Here is an 18,611-nt window from a genome sequence, read left to right as displayed (position 1 = left end):
CACCTTATCCGCCGGGCGGGCGCATGCGGCGCAGCGTGCCGATCATGTCGGGCACGTCCATGTCGACATGGCAGCCGGTTGCGGCGTCGGCGAGCGGCCAGGGGAAATAGCCCAGCGGGTCGCGGCCGTCGCCGCGGCCGAGCGCCTGGCGGACGCGGCCGATCAGGCCATCGTCGGCCTGGATTTCGCCCACCAGCAGGCGGGCGCCGCGGGCGGCGGCAAAGTCGCGGAACCGCGCCAGCGTCCCCCCGTCCGGCCCGGTGCCGCGGCCGCGATAGACGTGGATGTCGAGCACGTCCAGGCGCACGCCCGTGCGGCGCAGCACCTGGTCCAGGATCGCCACGCGCTCGTCCGCGCGGTTGCCCTGGGTCGACACGACGATCCGCGGGGCCGGGCGCAGGGCCGCGATGGTGGCAAGGCAGGTGCCGAGATATTCCATCATGGCGGCGCGTACCGGCGGCTTCAGCGCCTCCGACGGCACCCCCTCGTTGAAGCCGTCGACGTAGAGGGCTGGTCCGGCCGCGGCATTGGCGACCTGGGTCAGGAACCCCATGGCCGCCTGCGTGCCCTCGGGCCGGAAGCAGTCGCCCCACTCGACCTTGCGGCAGCCGGGCACGCTCTCGCCGACCGGCGACAGGGCAAGGAAAAGCTGCTCCAGCCCCGCCCGCCGCATGTCCTGGGCAAACTGCCCCATGCGATCGGCGGCCAGGCCGGCATCGGCGACGCGGAACACGTCCTGCGGCGCGCGGTCGCCGCCGATGAACCAGAGATTGTGGCGGATTGCCGTCACCCCGCTTTCGCGCAGGCGGCCGAGCGAGGCGCGGACGGCGTCGCGCACCCCCGCCTCCTGGTATCGCTTCAGGAAGCCGCGGCCGCCGATCGAGGCGTTGCGGCCCTTGGTGTTGCAGGTCGCGACCTTGGCCCGGTCGACGTCGACGAAGGCGAAGTTGACGCCGCGGATCTCGGTCGCAGCGGCCGCCCTGGCCCGCCCTGGAAGGGCGGCGTGGACGATGCTGGCGCCGGCCAGGCCGAGGAAGGAACGGCGGGAGAGCTGCAGGCGGCTGTCGTTCCTGGGCATCGGTCGGCTCCGTGGCGGCGAAAGTCGCCCCAGGAAAGGGCCGCATCGCATCGTCGTCGATGGCCAACCCGGTTCGCATCGAACGGATCGCCGCCCAACGGATGGCGATGGCCGGTGGTTCTGGCGGGGACGCTGCCGGGCAATTCTGCCCTTCCGCCGATGCCGACCGTCATCGGCGTGACAATCGCGCCGATCTGGCAGTCACCGGCGCCATCGCCGCCACTTGCCGTCAATACCGCTGGCAAGTTGGCGGCTGGCGCCCCCACGCGCGCCAGCGCCCCCCTGTACTGTGCGGCCATGGATGGAGTTCAGATGCAAAATCGCGCGTTGGCCGGGCTCCGGATGCTGTCCGCCCCGGGGACCCGGTCGTGAGCGCGGCGGTGGCGGTCGAAATGCCGGTGGTGGAATCGCGCGACGACGCCGGGGCCGAGGCCGCGGTCATCCGGCTCTATGAACTGTTCTTCTGCCGCCGCCCGCGGCCGGAGGAACTGGCCCATTTCGTCGGCCACATCCAGCGCGGCGAGCCGTTCGACGCGATCATCGACCGCTTCGCGACCTCGCCCGAGTTCACCCCGCGCCAGGCTGCGCTTTTCGTGCCCCCCGGCCATTTCTATTCGCCGGTGGTCGACCCGGCCAGCGTGGTCGAGCGCATCCGCACGGTGCGCACGACCGCGCCGGAACGGCTGCCGGACATCGACATGGACCCCGCCCGCCTGGAAGGGGTCTGGCGCGGCCTGCTGCCCTATCTGGAGACGACGCCGTTCCGCGAGGCAGCCCATGCCGGCGCCCGCTACCACTACCGAAACAGCGCCTTCGGCTTCGGCGACGCGGCCATCCTCAGGGCGATGATCCTGGCGGCCGAGCCGCGCCGCATCATCGAAGTGGGATCGGGATATTCGTCGGCCTGCATGTTGGATACCGCGCTCGGCGAATCGCCGCGACCGGCGCAGCTCACCTGCATCGAGCCCTATCCGGAGCTGCTGCGCTCGCTGCTGCGGCCGGGGGACGAGAAGCATCTGTCGATCCTGCCCCTGCCGATCCAGCAGGTGCCGCTGGAGACGTTCGACGTGCTGGAGGATTCCGACATCCTCTTCATCGATTCCACCCACGTCTCCAAGACCGGCAGCGACGTCAACCATGAGCTGTTCGAGATCCTGCCGCGGCTGAAGCCCGGCGTGATCGTCCACTTCCACGACATCTTCTACCCCTTCGAATACCCCCATTCCTGGGTGGTCGAAGAGAACCGCTCGTGGAACGAGATCTACGCGCTGCGCGCCTTCCTGGCCTACAACCGGCGCTTCGAGATCCTGTTCTTCAACGACTATTTCCTGCTGAAGCAGCGGGCGCTGATCGAGGCGACGTTCCCGTCCTTCCTCATCAACACGGGCGGAAGCCTGTGGCTGCGGGTGCGATGAGCGCACCCATCCCTTCACGATCTGCATGAGGGATCCGCCGATGCTTCCCTATCCGATCCTCGTCGTCTCCTACAACCGGCCGCAATACCTGCGCCAGTTGCTGGCCAGCCTGCAGGTGGCGCTCGACCGGCCGTCGCAGCGCGGGCGGTCGGTCGTGCTGTTCCAGGATGCCGCCCACAGCGCCTATTTCGGCCGCGACAAGACCGATCGCGCGCTCATCGAGGAATGCCGCGACCTGTTCCGCGATGCCTTCCCGACCGCGCCCATCGTCGACGCGACCGACAATCTCGGCATCGCTGCCAACATCGACCGTGCCGAGCGCTACGCCTTCGTCGAGCACGACCATGCCGCCGCCGTCGTCTTCGAGGACGACCTGGTGGTGGCGCCGCGCTACTTCGAGGTGATGGACGAACTGCTGACGATGGCGCTCGACGACGAGCGGATCGGCATGGTTGCGGCCTATGGCTCGAATGCGGTGGCCTCGGTTGCGGGGCAGGGCGCCGCGCGCCGCCGGCTTGGCCGGATGCACCACAACTGGGGCTATGGCATCACCCGCCGGCACTGGCGCGAGCGCGATGCGCTGGTGCGCCCGTACCTGGAGGCGATCGCGCCCTATGACTACATGGACCGGCCCTATCCGCCGGTGCTGGACTTCTATCGGCGGCACGGCCTGCCGGCGCTGGCCAGCAACCAGGACCTCTTCAAGAACATCGCCACCAGCCTGCTCGGCCGCGCCCGTATCAGCAGCGTCACGGTCAACGCGCGCTATGTCGGCGACCAGGGCGAGCACTTCACGCCCGAGATGTTCGCTTCCATCGGCTTCGACCGCACCAACGTCTTCGACTATGGCGACGAGGCGATCGCCTTCGACCGGCCGACCGACGAGCAACTGGCCGAGATCGTCCAGACCGAGCGCAAGGAACTGCTGAAGAAGCGGGTCGATGCCGCCTTCCAGGTGTCCCAGGGCGTCCATCTCGATCCGCCGCGGGCAGACAACCCCTACCTGGCCGGCGCCTTCGTCGATCGCGGCGACGTGCGCTTCCACTGCCCAGGCGGGCTCTATCATGACGGCTGGGCCAAGGCGCGCGTGCGCATCCCGTTCTCGGCCGCCAGCGCGGTCAAGGCCGTGCGCATCGTCGGTCGTGTCTTCCCGTTGGGCTTCCCGATGTGGCGGCCCTTCCCGGTCACGGTCGAGGGGGTGGGGCTGGGCCGGGTGCACACGATCCTGGCCGAGCCCGCCTTCACCGTCACCGCACCGGTGACCGGGCCCGCCGCGCACGACATCTATCTGGTCGACGTGCGAACCCGGCCGGTGCAGTCGCCCAACGGGCTGGGACTGGGGCCGGAGCGCCGGCCGCTTGCCTGGCATCTGGCGGCAATCGAGGTCGAGACGGCGTCCGGCACGGCCCGCCTGCTGCCGGGCGACCTGCCCGGCCTGTTCAAGGCGACCGAGGCCGGCTTCACGGCTGCCGCGGCACAACTTTCCGCGGCCTAGAGGGGCGGGGGCACATCATGAGCGGCCTGGATCTGGTGCTGGAGCGTCCCAAGAGCTGGAGCAGCCCGGCGGAGGCGGCCGCGGTTGGGCTTGCCATGCGCAAGGCGGGCGACCTGGTTGGCGCGGCCACGGTGTTCGTGGCGGCGGCCGAGCAGTTTCCCGATCATGCCGACCCGTTCCACCATCCCTTCTTCGCCAAGGAGGCGTTCCGCACCATGCTGCTGCAGGGGCGCCGCGCCGAGGCGCTGACGCTGCGCGAGGCATGGGAGAAGCGGACCGGCAAGCGCGCGGTCTGGTCGCCCATCCTGCTGGCCCGCCACCTGGTGCAATACGGCACCCGCGAACAGGCCGTGGCCGCTTGGCGAGCGGCCCTGGAAGTCGAGCCGCGCCATCCCGAGGGCCTGGCCTATGTCGCCGCCAATGCCGACATTCCCCCGCCGCCGCCGGCGGCCGATCTTGTGCCGCGCATGTCGCCGGCCGAGCGCGACCTGCTGCTGGCGACCAGCCGGTCGCGGCCGCGGATCGTCGAGTTCGGCTGTGGCGGCAGCACGCTGGCGCTGGCACGCAACGGCGCCGAGCGCATCGATTCCGTCGAATCCGATCGTGGCTGGGTCGACAAGCTGGCCGGGGTGCCAGAGATGGCGCACCTGATCCAGACCGGCCGGGTCGGCCTGCACCACGCCGACATCGGCCCGGTCGGCGAGTGGGGCACGCCCACGGACACGACCGGCATCCGCCGCTGGCCCGACTATTCCAGCGCCGTCTGGAGCCGGCCCGAGGCCAGGCTGGCGTCGCTGGTGCTGGTGGACGGGCGCTTCCGCGTCGCCTGCGCGCTGGGTGCCAGCCTGCTGGCGCAGGAAGACTGCCTGATCGCCTTCCACGACTTCGCCGACCGGCCGAACTACCACGTCGTGCTGGAGTTCCTGGAGCCGGTCGCCGTCGCCGAGACGCTGTCGGTCTTCGCGCGCAAGCCGGGCGTCGAGACGGGCAACCTGCTCCGCGCCTACCTGAAGCACGCCTTCCTGCCGGGCTGAAGCGGCCGGCAGGAAGGCCTCAGGCAACCAAGCCCCGCGCCCGCAGGTAGTCGACCACCTCCTCGGCGCTGCGCTCGGGCGAGCGGCCGGTCGTGTCGATGCGCACCTCGGGATTCTCCGGCGCCTCGTACGGGCTGTCGATGCCGGTGAAGTTCTTGATCTGGCCCAGGTCCGCCTTGGCATAGAGGCCCTTGGGGTCGCGCTTGCGGCACTCGGCGATGGGCGTGTCGACGAAGATCTCGATGAACTCGCCCGCCTCGACCAGATCGCGGGCCATCCGCCGTTCCGAACGGAAGGGCGAGATGAAGGACACCAGCACGATCAGCCCGGCATCGACGAACAGTTTGGCCGTCTCGGCCACGCGGCGGATGTTCTCGATGCGGTCGGTCTCGGTGAAGCCGAGGTCGCGGTTCAGGCCGTGGCGGACGTTGTCGCCATCCAGCACATAGGTGTGCCGGCCCTCCGCCAGCAGCTTCTTCTCGACCAGGTTGGCGACCGTCGACTTGCCAGCGCCCGACAGGCCGGTGAACCACAGGATGCCGGGCTTCTGCCCCTTGATGACGGCGCGTGCCTGCTTGTCGACGTCGAGTGCCTGCCAGTGGATGTTGGTCGCCCGGCGCAGGCCGAAGCTGATCATGCCGGCGCCCAGCGTCGCATTGCTGAGCCGGTCGATCAGGATGAAGCCGCCAGTCTCGCGGTTGGCCTCGTAGGGGTCGAAGGCGATGGGGGCGGCCAGCGACAGGTTGCAGAAGCCGATCTCGTTCAGCTGCAGTTCCTTGGCCGCCAGGTGGCTGAGGTTGTTGATGTCGACCCGGTGCTTGATCTCCGACACGGTCGCCGTGACCGTCCGCGTGCCGGCCTTCAGCAGGTATGGCCGGCCGGGGAACAGCGGCGCCTCGTTCATCCAGACGATGTGGGCGGCGAACTGGTCGGATACTTCGGGCCGGGCGCCGGGGGCGGCGATGACGTCGCCGCGCGAGGCGTCGATCTCGTCGGCGAAGGTCAGCGTGATCGCCTGGCCGGCGTCCGCCTCGGCCAGGTCGCCGTCGGCGGTGACGATGCGCGCCACCGTCGTCGCCTGGCCGGACGAGGCCACCACCACCGGGTCGCCCGCGCGCAGGCGACCCCCGGCGATCGTGCCGGACAGGCCGCGGAAATCGAGGTCGGGCCGATTCACCCATTGCACCGGCATGCGGAAGGGCAGGGCCGCCATGTCCTGGCCGACCGGAACCGTCTCCAGATGACCCAGCAGGGTCGGGCCGTCATACCAGGGCGTGCGCGGGCTGGGCTCGGTCAGGTTGTCGCCGTAGCGCGCCGACAGCGGGATGGCGACGACGCCGGCGAAGCCGAGGTCGGCGGCGAACGCCGTGAAGTCCGCCACAATCTGATCGAACCGCGCCTGCGAGAAGTCCACCAGGTCGATCTTGTTGATCGCCAGCACGACGTTCCGGATGCCCAGCAGGTGGACGATGTAGGCGTGCCGGCGGGTCTGCGTCAGCACGCCCTTGCGCGCGTCCACCAGCAGCACGGCCAGGTCGGCGTTCGACGCCCCCGTCGCCATGTTGCGGGTGTACTGCTCATGCCCCGGCGTGTCGGCGACGATGAATTTGCGCCGGGCGGTCGAGAAGTAGCGATAGGCGACGTCGATAGTGATGCCCTGCTCGCGCTCGGCCTCCAGCCCGTCGACCAGCAGTGCCAGGTCGACATCCTCGCCGGTCGTGCCGTGGCGCCGGCTGGCCCTCGTGACGGCGTCGATATGGTCGTCGAACACCACCTGCGTCTCGTAGAGCAGGCGGCCGATCAGGGTCGACTTGCCGTCGTCGACCGACCCGCAGGTCAGGAAGCGCAGCAGCCCGCGCCCGGCGGCGGGTTTCGTCGGAACGGGCGCCATCAGAAGTAGCCCTCGCGCTTCTTGCGTTCCATCGATGCCTGCTCGTCATGGTCGATCAGGCGGCCCGATCGCTCGGAGCGCCGCGCGGCCATGATTTCCTGCACGATCTCCTCCAGGGTGACGGCCGAGGATTCGCTGGCGGCCGTCAGCGGGTAGCAGCCCAGCGTGCGGAAGCGCACCAGGCGCGACTGCGGCTGCTGGCCCGGCTCCAGCGGCAGGCGCGCGTCATCGGCCATGATCAGCATGCCGTCGCGCTCGACCACCGGCCGCTGGGCGGCGAAATAGAGCGGCACGATCGGGATCGCCTCGGCCAGGATGTATTCCCAGATGTCGAGCTCGGTCCAGTTGGACAGCGGGAATACGCGGATCGATTCGCCGGGCGCGATGCGGGTGTTGTAGAGGTGCCAGAGTTCCGGCCGCTGGTTCTTGGGGTCCCAGCCATGGGCGGCCGAGCGGAACGAGAAGATGCGCTCCTTGGCCCGGCTCGCCTCCTCGTCGCGCCGGGCGCCGCCGAAGGCGGCATCGAAGCCGTGCGCCGTCAGCGCCTGCTTCAGGGCCTCGGTCTTCATCACGTGGGTGTAGTAGGACGAGCCATGCTCGAACGGGTTGACGTTGCGGGCCAGCCCGTCCGGGTTGGTGTGGACGATGAGGCGCAAGCCCAGGCGCGCTGCCGTCTCGTCGCGAAAGCGGATCATCTCGCGGAACTTCCACGTCGTGTCGACATGGAGCAGCGGGAAGGGCGGCTTGGCGGGATAGAAGGCCTTCATCGCCAGGTGCAGCATCACCGACGAATCCTTGCCGATGGAATAGAGCATGACCGGGTTGCGGAACTCCGCCGCCACCTCGCGCATGATGTGGATGCTCTCGTCCTCGAGCCGCTGCAGATGCGAACTCCGGTCGATGGTCACGTCCTACCTCGCCTGAAAACCCGTTGTCGGCTGCTTCTATGCGGCAAGTTCGCCCGGCAATCCAGGAAAGCCGTGTCGGCGCGCGCGACCTGCACCGCGATCAGGCGCGCCCGCCATCGGCGAACAGCGGCAGCAGCACCTCGAACTCGGCACCATGCTGCCAGTTGCGCGCCTCGATATGCCCGCCCAGGTCGCGCACCGTGCCGTGGCAGATGGCCAAGCCCAGGCCCAGGCCCTTGCCGACCTCCTTGGTCGTGAAGAAGGGCTCGAAGGCGCGGCGCAGGATGGCGGGGTCGAGGCCGGTGCCGGTGTCGCGCACGCGGATCGACACGCGGCGCTCGGCCGGCCGCTCGCTCGCCAGCACCTCGATCCGGTCGCCGCCTTCGGCGCTCGGCCGGTCCTCGGCATGGCGCTGGTAGATGGCGTCGCGCGCGTTGATGACGAGGTTGGTCGCCACCTGCTCCAGCAGCCCCGGCTGGCCGACGACCCGGCACCCCAGCCCGTCGCCGGCGACGGTGAGCAGGATGCCGAAGGCGCGCAGCTCGGGCTCCAGCGGCCGCAGGACGGCTTCCAGTGCGTCGCCGACGCGGATCGGCGTGGGCGGTTCCGCCTCCTTGCGGCCGAGCTGGCGCATGCGGTGGACGATGCCGGCGGCCCGGTGGGTCTGCTCGACGATGTCGCGCAGCTTGATCACCGCGCGTTCCGACACGACCGCGGTCGTCGCCACCTGGTCCAGCAGGTTCTCGGCCGCCAGGCCGATGACGTGGAGCGGCTGGGTCAGCTCATGGGCGACGGCGGCCGACATCTCGCCCAGCGCCACCAGGTTGGCGGTCTCGATCAGGCGAGTCTCGCTGTGCTTGCGCGGCGTGATGTCGATCATCACGCCGACGGCCTCGCGCGGACGCCCGTCCGGCCCGTCGATCACGCGCAATTCCTGGTAGACCCAGCGGTAGGCGCCGTCCGGCGCGCGCAGGCGGAACTCGCCGTTGAAGCTGCCATGGCTGGCCAACTGCTCCAGCCCGCTGCGGACCCGCGGGGCGTCTTCCGGGTGGAGGTTTGCGGCCCACCAGGCCGGTGTCAGCGCACTGTCAGGCGGGTGCCCCAGGATCGGCTCGATCGAGCGGGTGACGAAGGAGGGCGCTGGCTCGTCGCCCGACAGGTCGAGGATGTAGATGACGATCGGGGTGTGGGCGGCGATCGTCTCCATCCGGCGGCGCATCAGCGTGGCTTCGGCCGCTTCGCGCTCCAGCGCCTCCGACAGGCGCACGATGTCGGCCTCGAGCAGGCGGATCTCGGCGATGCCCGACTGGGTGCGCGGGGCGAAGCGGAAGCCGGGGCCGGCGGCCAGCGCCTCGCGCATCACCTCGATCCGCCGGGCCGTCGCGGCCGACAGGACGCCCGCCGCCAACACGCCCAGGCCGCAGATGCCGACAACCAGCAGCATGGTATCGAGCACCGCCCGGTGGTGGCGCTCGACGATCTCGGTGACGGCGGTCGCGGCGGTCAGCGACAGGCCAGGAAAGGCGGTCGCCGGGCCGCTGGCGCAGAAGAGCGGCGCCGACCAGCTCAGGACCGGCGCCACCAGCGGCCGTAAATCTGGTGCCTCCGGCCCGGCCGACCGGTCGGTCGTCGGCTGCAGGCAATGGGCGTCCAGGTCGCCCAGCCGGGTCGCCAGGCCCGAGGGGTCGGCGTGGGCGGTGCCCGAGGAATCCCGCAGGATCAGCGCGGACCCACTCATGCCCGGCCGGTCGAGGCGTTCGGCGATCGCCCGCGGGGCAATGGTGGCAATGGCGGTGGCGCGCTGGCCCGCGCGGTCGACCGGAATCGAAATGGAGATGGTCGGGGCAGCGGCGCCGGATGCGGGCGCGGTCCAGGACCAGATCGGGTTGCCTTGCTCGTCGCGCAGGGTGATGCCCGCCAGCAGCCGCGTGGCCTCGCTGGCAACCCCGGACACAGGCCCGTCGGCCGGGGCGGCGGCCACCATGGCCTGGGTCATCATCTGCGCGTCGTCGCGGAGGCGCTGGAGGATCGTGTCGGCGCGGTCGCGGATATGGACGATGCCTGCGGCGCGCTCCTCCACCAGCGTGCGCCAATAGAGGCGGGCGTCGACGCCCAGGATCATGATGCCGGTCGATATCGCCACCACCGAGACGATGGCGCTGATGGCGGCGCGCAGCGGGATCGCCGGCGTGTCGCCCGGCCGGGGATGGCCCAACTGCACCAGCATCCCGGCGACGCAGGCGAGGCTGACCGAGAAGAAGCTGCCCAGCCCCTGCTGCAACCCGGCCAGCACCGCCGGCACGGCCTGTAGCCCCGACAGCAGGTGATATCCGGCGATGGCGGCGGGCAGGCCGATCACCGCCCAATAGGCTGCGTCGGCGGTGACGAGATCGGTGCCGACGCGCCGCCGCAGCAGTGCCACGGCTGGGATCTCCAGCGCCGTCACCGCCCAGGCGAAGGGGTGGTTCCACACCAGCAGCAGATGGAGCGGCGCGATGGCGCCCGCGACCGTGGCCCCGGCGACCGAGCGCGGCAGCAGCAGGAAGGGCAGGAACGCCCCGACATGGAACTCCACCCCCCAGCCGATCGCCAGGGGCAGGCGATTGAGCCCGTAGCCCAGGATGCCGGTCAGCACGCCCAGAAGCAGGTCGAGGGCGAGCGCCCGCCGTTCGCGCGGAAAGATCACTTTGGCGGGCAGGGGGCGGTCAGGCGCCCTTCTGTTCGCGCGGCGGCGACATGCTGATGACGCCCAGATAGCGCAGGATGCGCTGCATCGCGTCTTCGGTCAGCTCCACGAAGATGCGGCGGCGGTCGTCGCGGTCGCGGCGGCGACGTACCAGTCCGGAACGCTCGAGGTCCTGGAGGCGGCGCAGCGCGGTCGATTGCGGCACGCCGGCGGCCAGGCAGACGGACGAGACGGATATCTCCTTGCTCGACAGCTTGGCCAGCGTCAGGTCCAGCAGCATGTCCCAGGCGGGATCGGCGAACAGGTGCTGCGGGAAGTGGCGGTCGCGCGCCTGGCGCGACTGGATGACCTGGACCACGCGGGACTTCATCTCGGCCATGCGCTCGGGCGAGTTGTCGGCGGGGCCCGTCGGGGCCGGCGTCGGCGGGATCGGCCCCGGCTCCTCCAACTGCGGCACGCCTACCAGGGCCTGGCGCTGGGTCGAGGCGGCGGTCGCCTGCCAACGGGCGACGATCGGCAGCAGCGACTGGATCGAACTGATGGCGCGGTCGGCCTCGACCCGCTGGACGGCACGGCGCACGGCCGACAGGAAGTCCGAGCGGCGCACCGGCTTCAGGAGGAAGTCCGAAGCCTCCAGGCGGAGTGCCGCCAATGCAGCGCTGATCTCGCCATAGCCGGTGATGAAGATGAATTGCGGGGAGGGGCCGGTGCGCTTCATCTGCCGCACGATCGAGGCGAACCGCAGCCCGTCCATCTCGGGCATGCGGATGTCGGCCACGACCAGCCCGATTTCGGGATGGTCCTCCAGCATCGCCAGGCCGCGCACGGCACTGGTGGCCGAATGGCTCTGGATGCCGATCGATTCCAGCATGTCGACGTACTCGCGCAGGATCTGCGCGTCGTCGTCGAGCAGCAAGACCGGTACCGACGTCGTCGTTTCCGGCATGCCACCGCCGCCCTGGGCATCGGCGCCCGGGCCGTTCTCCGGCGCCCGGTCGGGGCCGCGGTCGGATAGCTCGCTCAAGGCGGCGTCTGGAAAGCTCAACGCGCGCTCCCGTCGTTCGGCTTCTGAGGCGTCATCATAACCCAACGCCATGCATAACGCAGAATCTACATATGAGGCCCGCATGTTGCGGCGCAACCGACACAGATCTGGTTGTGTCCGGCCAGATTGAACCCAATCTGGCGGCGATTCCCCCTCTCGATGTCACGAATGCTGATGCCGGCTCGTCCTGTACGCGGAACCCCTTCCGATATGAACGGAGACGCAACGATGCAGCCCAGGCTGAACTACTTCAAAGCCGCCCCCGCCGCTGTCCAGGCCATGCGCGACCTCGAGGCCAAGGTGCAGGGATTCGGCTTCGAGCCGCTGCTGGTCGAACTGGTGAAGATCCGGGCGTCGCAGATCAACGGCTGCGCCTATTGCCTGAACATGCATACGGCCGACGCCCGCCGCCGCGGCGAGACGGAGCAGCGGCTCTATCTGCTGAGTGCGTGGCGCGAATCACCGCTGTTCGATGCGCGCGAGCGCGCGGCCCTGGCCTGGACCGAGGCGCTGACCCTACTCGCCCGGACCGGCGCACCCGATGCCGACTACGAGCTGCTGAAGGCGAATTTCTCCGAGGCCGAGCAGGTCGAGCTGACGCTGCTGATCATCGCGATCAATGGCTGGAACCGCCTAGCCGTGGGTTTCCGCAGCATCCATCCGGTGGGGCCGGCGCGCGCGACCGGCTGAACCGTCCGAAATCACGGTCTCCAGGTCATCTCCAGGTCCGGCAACCCTTCTTCGTTGCCGGACCCGTCGCTGCCGCCGGTGACGGCAAAGCCGTGGCGGCGATAGAGGCGGATGGCCGCCGCGTTCTGCGCGAAGACGTGCAGGACGAGACTGGGCTCGGTCGCCTGCGCCGCCTCCAGCAGGGCGCTGCCCAGGCCCGCCCTCTGCGCGTCGGGGCGGACGTAGAGATGCTTGAGCGTGCCGGGACCGATGGCGGCGAAGCCGGCCGGCTGGCCGTCGCTGGTGGCGACCAGCACGCGCGAGCCGCCCAGCACGACGTGCTCCATCCACCAGCGCGTCTCGGCGTCGGTATGCAGGGCGGGCAGGTAGGTCATGCCGGCGCGGGCGGCCAGGAAGATCGCCGTCAGCGCGTCGGCGTCGGCTGCCGCGCCGGTGCGGACGGCGGTCAGCGCGCGCGGCACAGCTCCACCAGGCGGTCGAGCGGCAGGGCGTGGACGACGCGGCCCTGCTGGCCGGTCATCGTCTCGGCCATGCACATGGCGTTGATGATCGCCTCCTCGACGGCCTCCGCCACGCCGGTGAAGAGCTGGGTCATGTGGGCGTTGGGCAGCATGCGCAGGCCCTCGACCGGGCGCTCCGGCTGGGACGGCACGCGGTTGCCGGTGGAGAAGGCCAGGAACAGGTCCCCGCTACCGTTCGACCCGGTGCCGCCGACGCGGCCGAGGCCGACCGTGGCGCGCTGGGCCAGGCGCGTGCACTGCGGCGGCAGCAGCGGCGCGTCGGTCGCCACGATGATGATGATGGACCCGTCCTCGTCGCGCGGCAGCGGCACGACGGCGCGGGTCAGCGTGCGACCGACCGGCACGCCGGCCACCGTCAGCTCCACCCGCTTGCCATAGTTGGCCTGCACCAGCGCGCCCACCATGAAGCCGCCGGACGGCGTCTCGACCCGGCGCGAGGACGTGCCGATGCCGCCCTTGAATTCGTGGCAGATCATGCCGGTGCCGCCGCCGACATTGCCTTCCGCCACCGGGCCGGACTTCGCCGCGGCCATGGCGGCATGCAGGTGGTCGGCGGTCACCAGGGGGCGCGAGCCGTCGCTGAGCCAGGCGTCGCTCGTCTCCGCCACCAGCGGCTGCACCCCCGTCGCATGCGGGGCATGGACGAAGCGGTCCAGGATCAAGGCGTCGCGCATGACGCCGACCGAATAGGTCGAGGTGATGGCGATGGGCGAGGCGAGGATGCCCGATTCCTCGACCCAGTGGACGCCGGTCATCTCGCCGAAGCCGTTGAAGCGGTGGAAGCCGGCGAAGACCTGGTTGCGATAGGGCTCGTCGGATGTCGGCAGGACGACGGTGACGCCGCTGCGCGCCTGCGCCGGTGCGTCGGCGATCACGGTGGCATGGCCGACGCGCACGCCGGCCACGTCGGTGATGGCATTGTGGCGGCCGGTCGGCAGGCGGCCGACGACGATGCCGAGGTCGCGGAGGCGGGCGCGGGCGGTCATGGGGACTGGTCCGTAGCAGCGGTGGGGGCGAAGCCATAGAGGATGCGGGGGCCGCCATAGAAGACCCCCTCGCCGATCGGCACCATCCCGATCCGGCGGGCAACCGCGATCGAGGCGGCGTTGCCGGGGTCGATGATGGCGACGAGCGGGCCATAGCCGGGTGTCGCTTCGGCGTGGCGAACCAAGGCAGCGGCGGCTTCGGTGGCGAGGCCCTCGCCCCACGCCTCGCGCGCCAGCCGCCAGGTCACCTGGTTGCCCAGTCCGTCCGGCCGTGGGCGGATGGTGGCGAGCCCGATCAGGCCCGGCCGCTCGCGCCGCTCGATCGCCCAGAAATCGGGTTCGCCGTCGGTGATGTGGGCCGTCACCTGGGCGCGGTGTTCATCGGGATCGACCGGGCCCAGGAAGCGGCGCACTTCCGGGTCGGTGTCCATCGCCACCATCGGCTCGACGTCGGCCAGGGTTCGGATGCGCAGGCGCAGGCGGGAAGTGAGGAGTTCGGGCTGGGGCATCGGCTCGCCAGGGAATATACCGGATGGCGGAATAGACACGACCGGAGGGGCCGATGAAAGGGATCGTTGTTTGCCCGCAGCCGCGGGCAGCCGATGTCGGGGCCGATGTCCTGCGCCGGGGCGGCACGGCCTTCGACGCCGCCATAGCGACGGCCTTCGCGCAGATGGTGGCCGACCCCTTCATGTGCGGGCTGGGTGGCATGGGCACGCTGCAGTTCTTCCGTGCCGAGGATGGCGCGTCGGGCATGATCGACTTCCACACCCGCGCCGGATCGGGTGTGTGGCCGGACATGTGGACGGCCGACATGCGCGGCCGCACCGAGGTATCGGGCTACACCATCTTCGACGACCTGCGCAGCGACATCGGCTACCGCGCGATCATGACACCCGGTACCGTCGCCGGGCTGTGGGAGGCCCATCGCCGGCTTTGCTCGCGCCCCTGGGCCGAACTCGTCCGCCCGGCCGCGGCCATGGCCCGCGACGGTCTGGAGGTGACGCCCTTCGTCCATGACTTCTGGGCCCGACCGCCGATGCCGGGCGTGGCCGACGGGCTGCGGCGCATTCGTGCCAGCGCGGCGTCGGCCAGCATCTTCCTGCATCCCGAGGGCCGGCTGTGGCGGGTGGGGGAGGTGCTGCGCAACCCCGACCTGGCCACCACGCTGGAGGCGCTGGCAGAGGGTGGGGCCGATCTCTTCTATCGCGGCGAGATGGCGGCCCGGATGGCGGTCGACCTGGCCGCCAACGGCGCCTATGTCACGGCCGAAGACCTGGCCGGCTATGCCGTCCGCCACGGCGCGCCGGTCGAGGGTCGCTATCGCGGCTTCCGCGTGCTGTCGAACCCGCCGCCCGGCAGCGGCGTGTCGCTGATCCAGATGCTGCACATCCTGGAGCATTTCCCGCTGGGCGGCTTCGAGCATGGCTCGCCCCATCATCTCGACCTGGTCGCCCGTGCCATGGCGGCCGCGCACCTGGACCGCGAGGAATGGCTGGGCGACCCGGACTTCGCCGACGTGCCGGTCGAGATGCTGACGGGGGCCGAGCGCGCGGCCGAATGGGCGGGCCGCATCCGCGGTGGCGAGTTCCCGGCGCCTGCACCCGCCGCACCGCCATCCTGCACGACGCACCTGTCGGTCCATGACGAGGCCGGCAACGCCGTGTCGCTGACCCACACGCTGGGCACGGGGGCTGGGGTGGTGACGCCGGGGCTGGGCTTCGTCTGGAACAACTCGATGAAGCTGGCCGACCCGGTGCCCGGCCGGCCCAATTCGCTGGCGCCCGGCAAGGCGCGCACGACCGGCATGGTGCCGACGATCCTGCTGCGCGACGGCCAGCCCTTCCTGGTGGTGGGGGCGCCGGGCGGCAGCGTCATCATCAGCTCGGTCCTGCAGACCATCCTCAACGTCGTCGATTTCGGCATGTCGCCGGTGGAGGCCGTGTCGGCGCCGCGCATCCATTGCGAGGGCGGGCCGATCCTGGCCGAGGCACGGATCGAGGCGGCGACGGTGCGCGAGCTGGTCGCCATGGGCCACAAGGTGCGCCACAGCCCGATCAGCTACGACCCGCAGCAGTCGCGCGCGCATGCCATCGTCATCGAAGGCGGGGTCGCGCGGGGCGGCGCGGACCCGCGGGCGGCGGTGGGGTGGCCCGGGCCTGACCTGCCTAAGAAATCAGCAGTCAGTCATACAATAATGCAAACTGCCTCGGATCGTCGTTGTCACCTGCCGGCCGGCTGCCTAGAGTCCCGCGCCGGGAGGAAACAAAACCAATGACGATTCCAGCATCCAGCCGCGCGTGGCGCGCCACGCGCCGTGCCTTCATCGCCGCCGCCACGCTGTCCACACTGGCCATGGCGGTCCCCGCCCAGGCGCAGGACACGGTGCGAATCGGCCTGCCGACCAAGACCTACTGGCCGACCATCGTGGCCGAGACGGCGCTGCGCCAGAAGCTTTTCCAGAAGGAAGGCATCAAGGCCGAGCTGACCGTCTATCGCGGTGGTGCCGAGTGCTTCGAGGCGCTGGCCGCCGGCGCCGCCGACGTCATCCTGAACTCCGCCTCGTTCATCTCGGCCGGGCAGAAGAAGGGTGTCATGTCCCGCGGCGTGGCCGGCGGGGCGCTCGGCTATTACGGCTGGCACCTCGTGGTGCGTCAGGACTCCAAGATCACCAACGCCTCCGAGCTGGAAGGCAAGAAGGTCGGTATCACTTCGGCCGGGTCGGGCTCCGACATGCTGGCGCTGTGGACCTTGCAGGACCGCAAGCTGAAGTTCACGCGCGTGCCGCTGGGCGGCGGCGGGCTGGTGCCGAACCTGCTGTCGGGCAATGTCGACGCGGTCGTGCTCTATTCGCCGCTGACCTTCCAGTTCATGAAGTCGAAGGAGGTCCGCAGCCTCATCGACTACGGCGCGGCGGTGCCGCCGCACCTGACCTCGGCCTGGATCGCATCGGACAAGATCATCAAGGAGAAGCCGCAGGTCGTGCAGAAGACGGTGAACGCGCTCTATGGCGCCGTCGCCTTCCTGTCCGACCCGAAGAACCGCCAGGAGGCGGTGAAGCTGATCGCCGAGATCGACGAGATCCCGCCCGAGATCGCCGAGCTGGAACTGGACGGCAACATCAAGAAGCTGTCGGCCGACGGCGACATCCAGAAGGAATGGATGGTCCGCGCCATGGACATGGCCAAGCTGATCGGCATGACCGACCTGGCGCCGGTCGAGGACAGCTACGTCACCACCTTCAAGGCGGTGCCGACGAAGCCCTGAACCATCTCCTGGCTTCGTAGCGATCGGGGGCGCGGGTGAACCGCCTGACGACCGTGCTGGTGCGGCTGGCACTCTTCCTGGCGTTCGTTTGCGCCTGGGAGGTGCTGCCGCGCCTGGGCATCCTCAACGCCCGGCTGCTGCCGCCGTTGAGCGACGTGCTGGCCATGCTGGGCCAGCTCGTAGGCCGCGCCAACGTGCAGGAGGCGATGATGGTGACGGCGGCCGAGGTCGTCGTCGCCTTCGTCATCGCCGTGCCGCTGGGGGCGGTGATCGGCGTGGCGGTGGCCGAGAGCGAGTATTTCGGCGAGATCTTCAAGCCGATGCTCTTCTATGTCTTCAGCGTGCCGAAATCGATCTTCCTGCCGATGTTCATCCTGGTGCTGGGCATCGGCTTCCACCAGAAGGTCGCCTACGCCGTCTTCTCGACCCTCTTCATCGTCATCATGAGCGCGTCGGCGGCGGTGGAGTCGGTGAAGCCCGAGCATGTGCTGGTGGCCCGGTCCTATGGCGCCACGCGCCGGCAGATCCTGTTCCGGGTCTATGTGCCCAGCATGGTGCCGATCCTGCTGGAGACGCTCAGGATCGCCATGATCTTCAACTTCACGGCGGTGATGATCGCCGAGATGTATGCGTCCCGCACCGGGATCGGCCACATGATCGCCAACTGGGGCGAGAACTTCCAGATGCGCCAGCTATTCGCCGGCGTGATCCTGCTGGCGGTCGTGGCCATCCTGTTCAATGAAACCATCCGCTGGCTGGAGACCCGATGCAGCACGTGGCGAACATGAGCGGCGTGACCGGCGCAGTTCCAGGGCGGGTCGGCGGTGCCGGCGCGTCCGTCGAGGTCGCGGGCGTCAGCCACGTTTATTCCGGCCGCGACGGCCAGGTGCCGGCGCTGGAGGATATCGACCTGTCGGTCGGCGCCGGCCGCTTCACGGTCATCGTCGGCCCCAGCGGCTGCGGCAAGACCTCGCTGCTGATGATGATGGCCGGGCTGCGGCGACAGACCGAGGGCACCATCCTGTGCGCCGGCCGGCCGATCCTCGACCCTGACCCCGAGCGCGTCGGCGTCGTCTTCCAGGAGGCGAGCCTCTTCCCCTGGCAGACCGCGATCGAGAACATCGAGTTCCCGCTGGCCCTGCGCCATGTCCCGGCGGCCGAGCGGCGGCGGCGGGCCGAGAGCATGCTGAAGCTGGTCGGCCTCGACGGCTTCGCCGGCCGCTACCCGCACGAGCTTTCGGGCGGCATGAAGCAGCGCGTGTCGATCGCCCGCGGCCTGGTGCAGGACCCGCCGGTGCTGCTGATGGACGAGCCGTTCGCCGCACTCGACGAGCAGACGCGCATGACGATGGGCCACGAGCTGCTGCGCATCTGGTCGCAGACCAGCAAGACCGTGGTCTTTATCACCCACAGCCTGACCGAGGCGGTCTACCTGGCCGACGAGGTGCTGGTGATGTCGGCCCGGCCCGGCCGCATCATCGACCGGATCGAGGTCGACCTGCCGCGCCCGCGCACCTACGAGATGATGGCGACCGACCGCTTCGGCCGCCTGCGCGAGCGCATCTGGCAGCAGATCCGCAAGCCGGACTGAGCGG

16 protein-coding genes are annotated in these 18,611 nt (G+C 70.0%); 8 read left to right on the top strand and 8 right to left on the bottom strand.

Annotated features, from left to right (window positions below):
• Positions 1-4: 4 nt before the first annotated feature.
• On the bottom strand, positions 5-1,078 hold the full coding sequence (locus tag STVA_RS15000) for a hypothetical protein (RefSeq protein WP_123688714.1): 1,074 nt from the start codon (positions 1,076-1,078) through the stop codon (positions 5-7).
• A 368-nt stretch (positions 1,079-1,446) separates the two neighbouring features.
• Here STVA_RS15000 and STVA_RS14995 point away from each other — a divergent pair, with 368 nt between their 5' ends.
• From STVA_RS14995 to STVA_RS14985, 3 genes are read left to right on the top strand one after another with little or no spacing between them, the layout of a single operon-like run.
• Positions 1,447-2,493: a class I SAM-dependent methyltransferase gene (locus tag STVA_RS14995; protein WP_170216354.1), complete on the top strand. Its 1,047-nt coding sequence runs from the start codon at positions 1,447-1,449 to the stop codon at positions 2,491-2,493.
• 40 nt (positions 2,494-2,533) lie between these two features.
• Positions 2,534-3,988, top strand: a complete 1,455-nt coding sequence (locus tag STVA_RS14990; RefSeq protein ID WP_170216353.1) for a glycosyltransferase family protein — start codon at positions 2,534-2,536, stop codon at positions 3,986-3,988.
• Between the two features lie 17 nt (positions 3,989-4,005).
• Positions 4,006-5,022 (top strand): tetratricopeptide repeat protein, encoded by a 1,017-nt coding sequence (locus tag STVA_RS14985; protein WP_123688711.1) that lies wholly within the window; start codon positions 4,006-4,008, stop codon positions 5,020-5,022.
• A 19-nt stretch (positions 5,023-5,041) separates the two neighbouring features.
• Here STVA_RS14985 and cysN read toward each other — a convergent pair whose 3' ends face one another.
• The 4 genes from cysN to STVA_RS14965 form a co-directional block, all read right to left on the bottom strand.
• Positions 5,042-6,913: a sulfate adenylyltransferase subunit CysN gene (gene cysN, locus STVA_RS14980; protein ID WP_123688710.1), complete on the bottom strand. Its 1,872-nt coding sequence runs from the start codon at positions 6,911-6,913 to the stop codon at positions 5,042-5,044.
• Positions 6,913-7,764 carry a sulfate adenylyltransferase subunit CysD gene (gene cysD / locus STVA_RS14975; protein WP_245978240.1) on the bottom strand — a complete coding sequence of 284 codons (852 nt, stop codon included), beginning with the start codon at positions 7,762-7,764 and terminating at the stop codon, positions 6,913-6,915. The genes cysN and cysD overlap by 1 nt, the downstream gene beginning before the upstream one ends.
• 157 nt (positions 7,765-7,921) lie before the next feature.
• The gene (locus STVA_RS14970) at positions 7,922-10,507 is read right to left on the bottom strand and encodes a sensor histidine kinase (protein WP_123688708.1); all 2,586 of its coding nucleotides are present in this window, start codon (positions 10,505-10,507) and stop codon (positions 7,922-7,924) included.
• A 19-nt stretch (positions 10,508-10,526) separates the two neighbouring features.
• Entirely contained in the window at positions 10,527-11,552 is a 1,026-nt protein-coding gene (locus STVA_RS14965) for a response regulator (protein ID WP_170216352.1), read from the bottom strand.
• Positions 11,553-11,780: 228 nt separating this feature from the next.
• Here STVA_RS14965 and STVA_RS14960 point away from each other — a divergent pair, with 228 nt between their 5' ends.
• Positions 11,781-12,242 carry a carboxymuconolactone decarboxylase family protein gene (locus tag STVA_RS14960; protein ID WP_123688706.1) on the top strand — a complete coding sequence of 154 codons (462 nt, stop codon included), beginning with the start codon at positions 11,781-11,783 and terminating at the stop codon, positions 12,240-12,242.
• Positions 12,243-12,253: 11 nt separating this feature from the next.
• On the opposite strand, the gene STVA_RS14955 is transcribed toward STVA_RS14960, so the two are convergent.
• Genes STVA_RS14955 through STVA_RS14945 form a run of 3 tightly spaced genes read right to left on the bottom strand, consistent with a single transcriptional unit; the run spans position 12,254 to position 14,258 of the window.
• The gene (locus STVA_RS14955; protein ID WP_197735641.1) at positions 12,254-12,703 is read right to left on the bottom strand and encodes a GNAT family N-acetyltransferase; all 450 of its coding nucleotides are present in this window, start codon (positions 12,701-12,703) and stop codon (positions 12,254-12,256) included.
• On the bottom strand, positions 12,688-13,749 hold the full coding sequence (locus STVA_RS14950; RefSeq protein ID WP_123688705.1) for a DmpA family aminopeptidase: 1,062 nt from the start codon (positions 13,747-13,749) through the stop codon (positions 12,688-12,690). The genes STVA_RS14955 and STVA_RS14950 overlap by 16 nt, the downstream gene beginning before the upstream one ends.
• Entirely contained in the window at positions 13,746-14,258 is a 513-nt protein-coding gene (locus tag STVA_RS14945) for a GNAT family N-acetyltransferase (protein ID WP_123688704.1), read from the bottom strand. The genes STVA_RS14950 and STVA_RS14945 overlap by 4 nt, the downstream gene beginning before the upstream one ends.
• A 53-nt stretch (positions 14,259-14,311) precedes the next feature.
• Here STVA_RS14945 and ggt point away from each other — a divergent pair, with 53 nt between their 5' ends.
• Genes ggt through STVA_RS14925 form a run of 4 tightly spaced genes read left to right on the top strand, consistent with a single transcriptional unit; the run spans position 14,312 to position 18,607 of the window.
• Positions 14,312-16,027, top strand: a complete 1,716-nt coding sequence (gene ggt / locus STVA_RS14940) for a gamma-glutamyltransferase (protein WP_142235775.1) — start codon at positions 14,312-14,314, stop codon at positions 16,025-16,027.
• Positions 16,024-17,016, top strand: coding sequence for an ABC transporter substrate-binding protein (locus STVA_RS14935; RefSeq protein ID WP_123688702.1), 993 nt, complete (start codon positions 16,024-16,026; stop codon positions 17,014-17,016). Before ggt ends, STVA_RS14935 begins: the two co-directional genes overlap by 4 nt.
• Before the next feature lie 35 nt (positions 17,017-17,051).
• The gene (locus tag STVA_RS14930; RefSeq protein WP_123688701.1) at positions 17,052-17,804 is read left to right on the top strand and encodes an ABC transporter permease; all 753 of its coding nucleotides are present in this window, start codon (positions 17,052-17,054) and stop codon (positions 17,802-17,804) included.
• The gene (locus STVA_RS14925) at positions 17,783-18,607 is read left to right on the top strand and encodes an ABC transporter ATP-binding protein (RefSeq protein WP_123688700.1); all 825 of its coding nucleotides are present in this window, start codon (positions 17,783-17,785) and stop codon (positions 18,605-18,607) included. Before STVA_RS14930 ends, STVA_RS14925 begins: the two co-directional genes overlap by 22 nt.
• The last annotated feature ends 4 nt before the right edge of the window (positions 18,608-18,611 follow it).

The organism is Stella humosa (assembly GCF_006738645.1).
Classification (GTDB): Bacteria; Pseudomonadota; Alphaproteobacteria; order ATCC43930; family Allostellaceae; genus Allostella; species Allostella humosa.
This window is presented reverse-complemented; position numbering and strand designations above follow the sequence as displayed.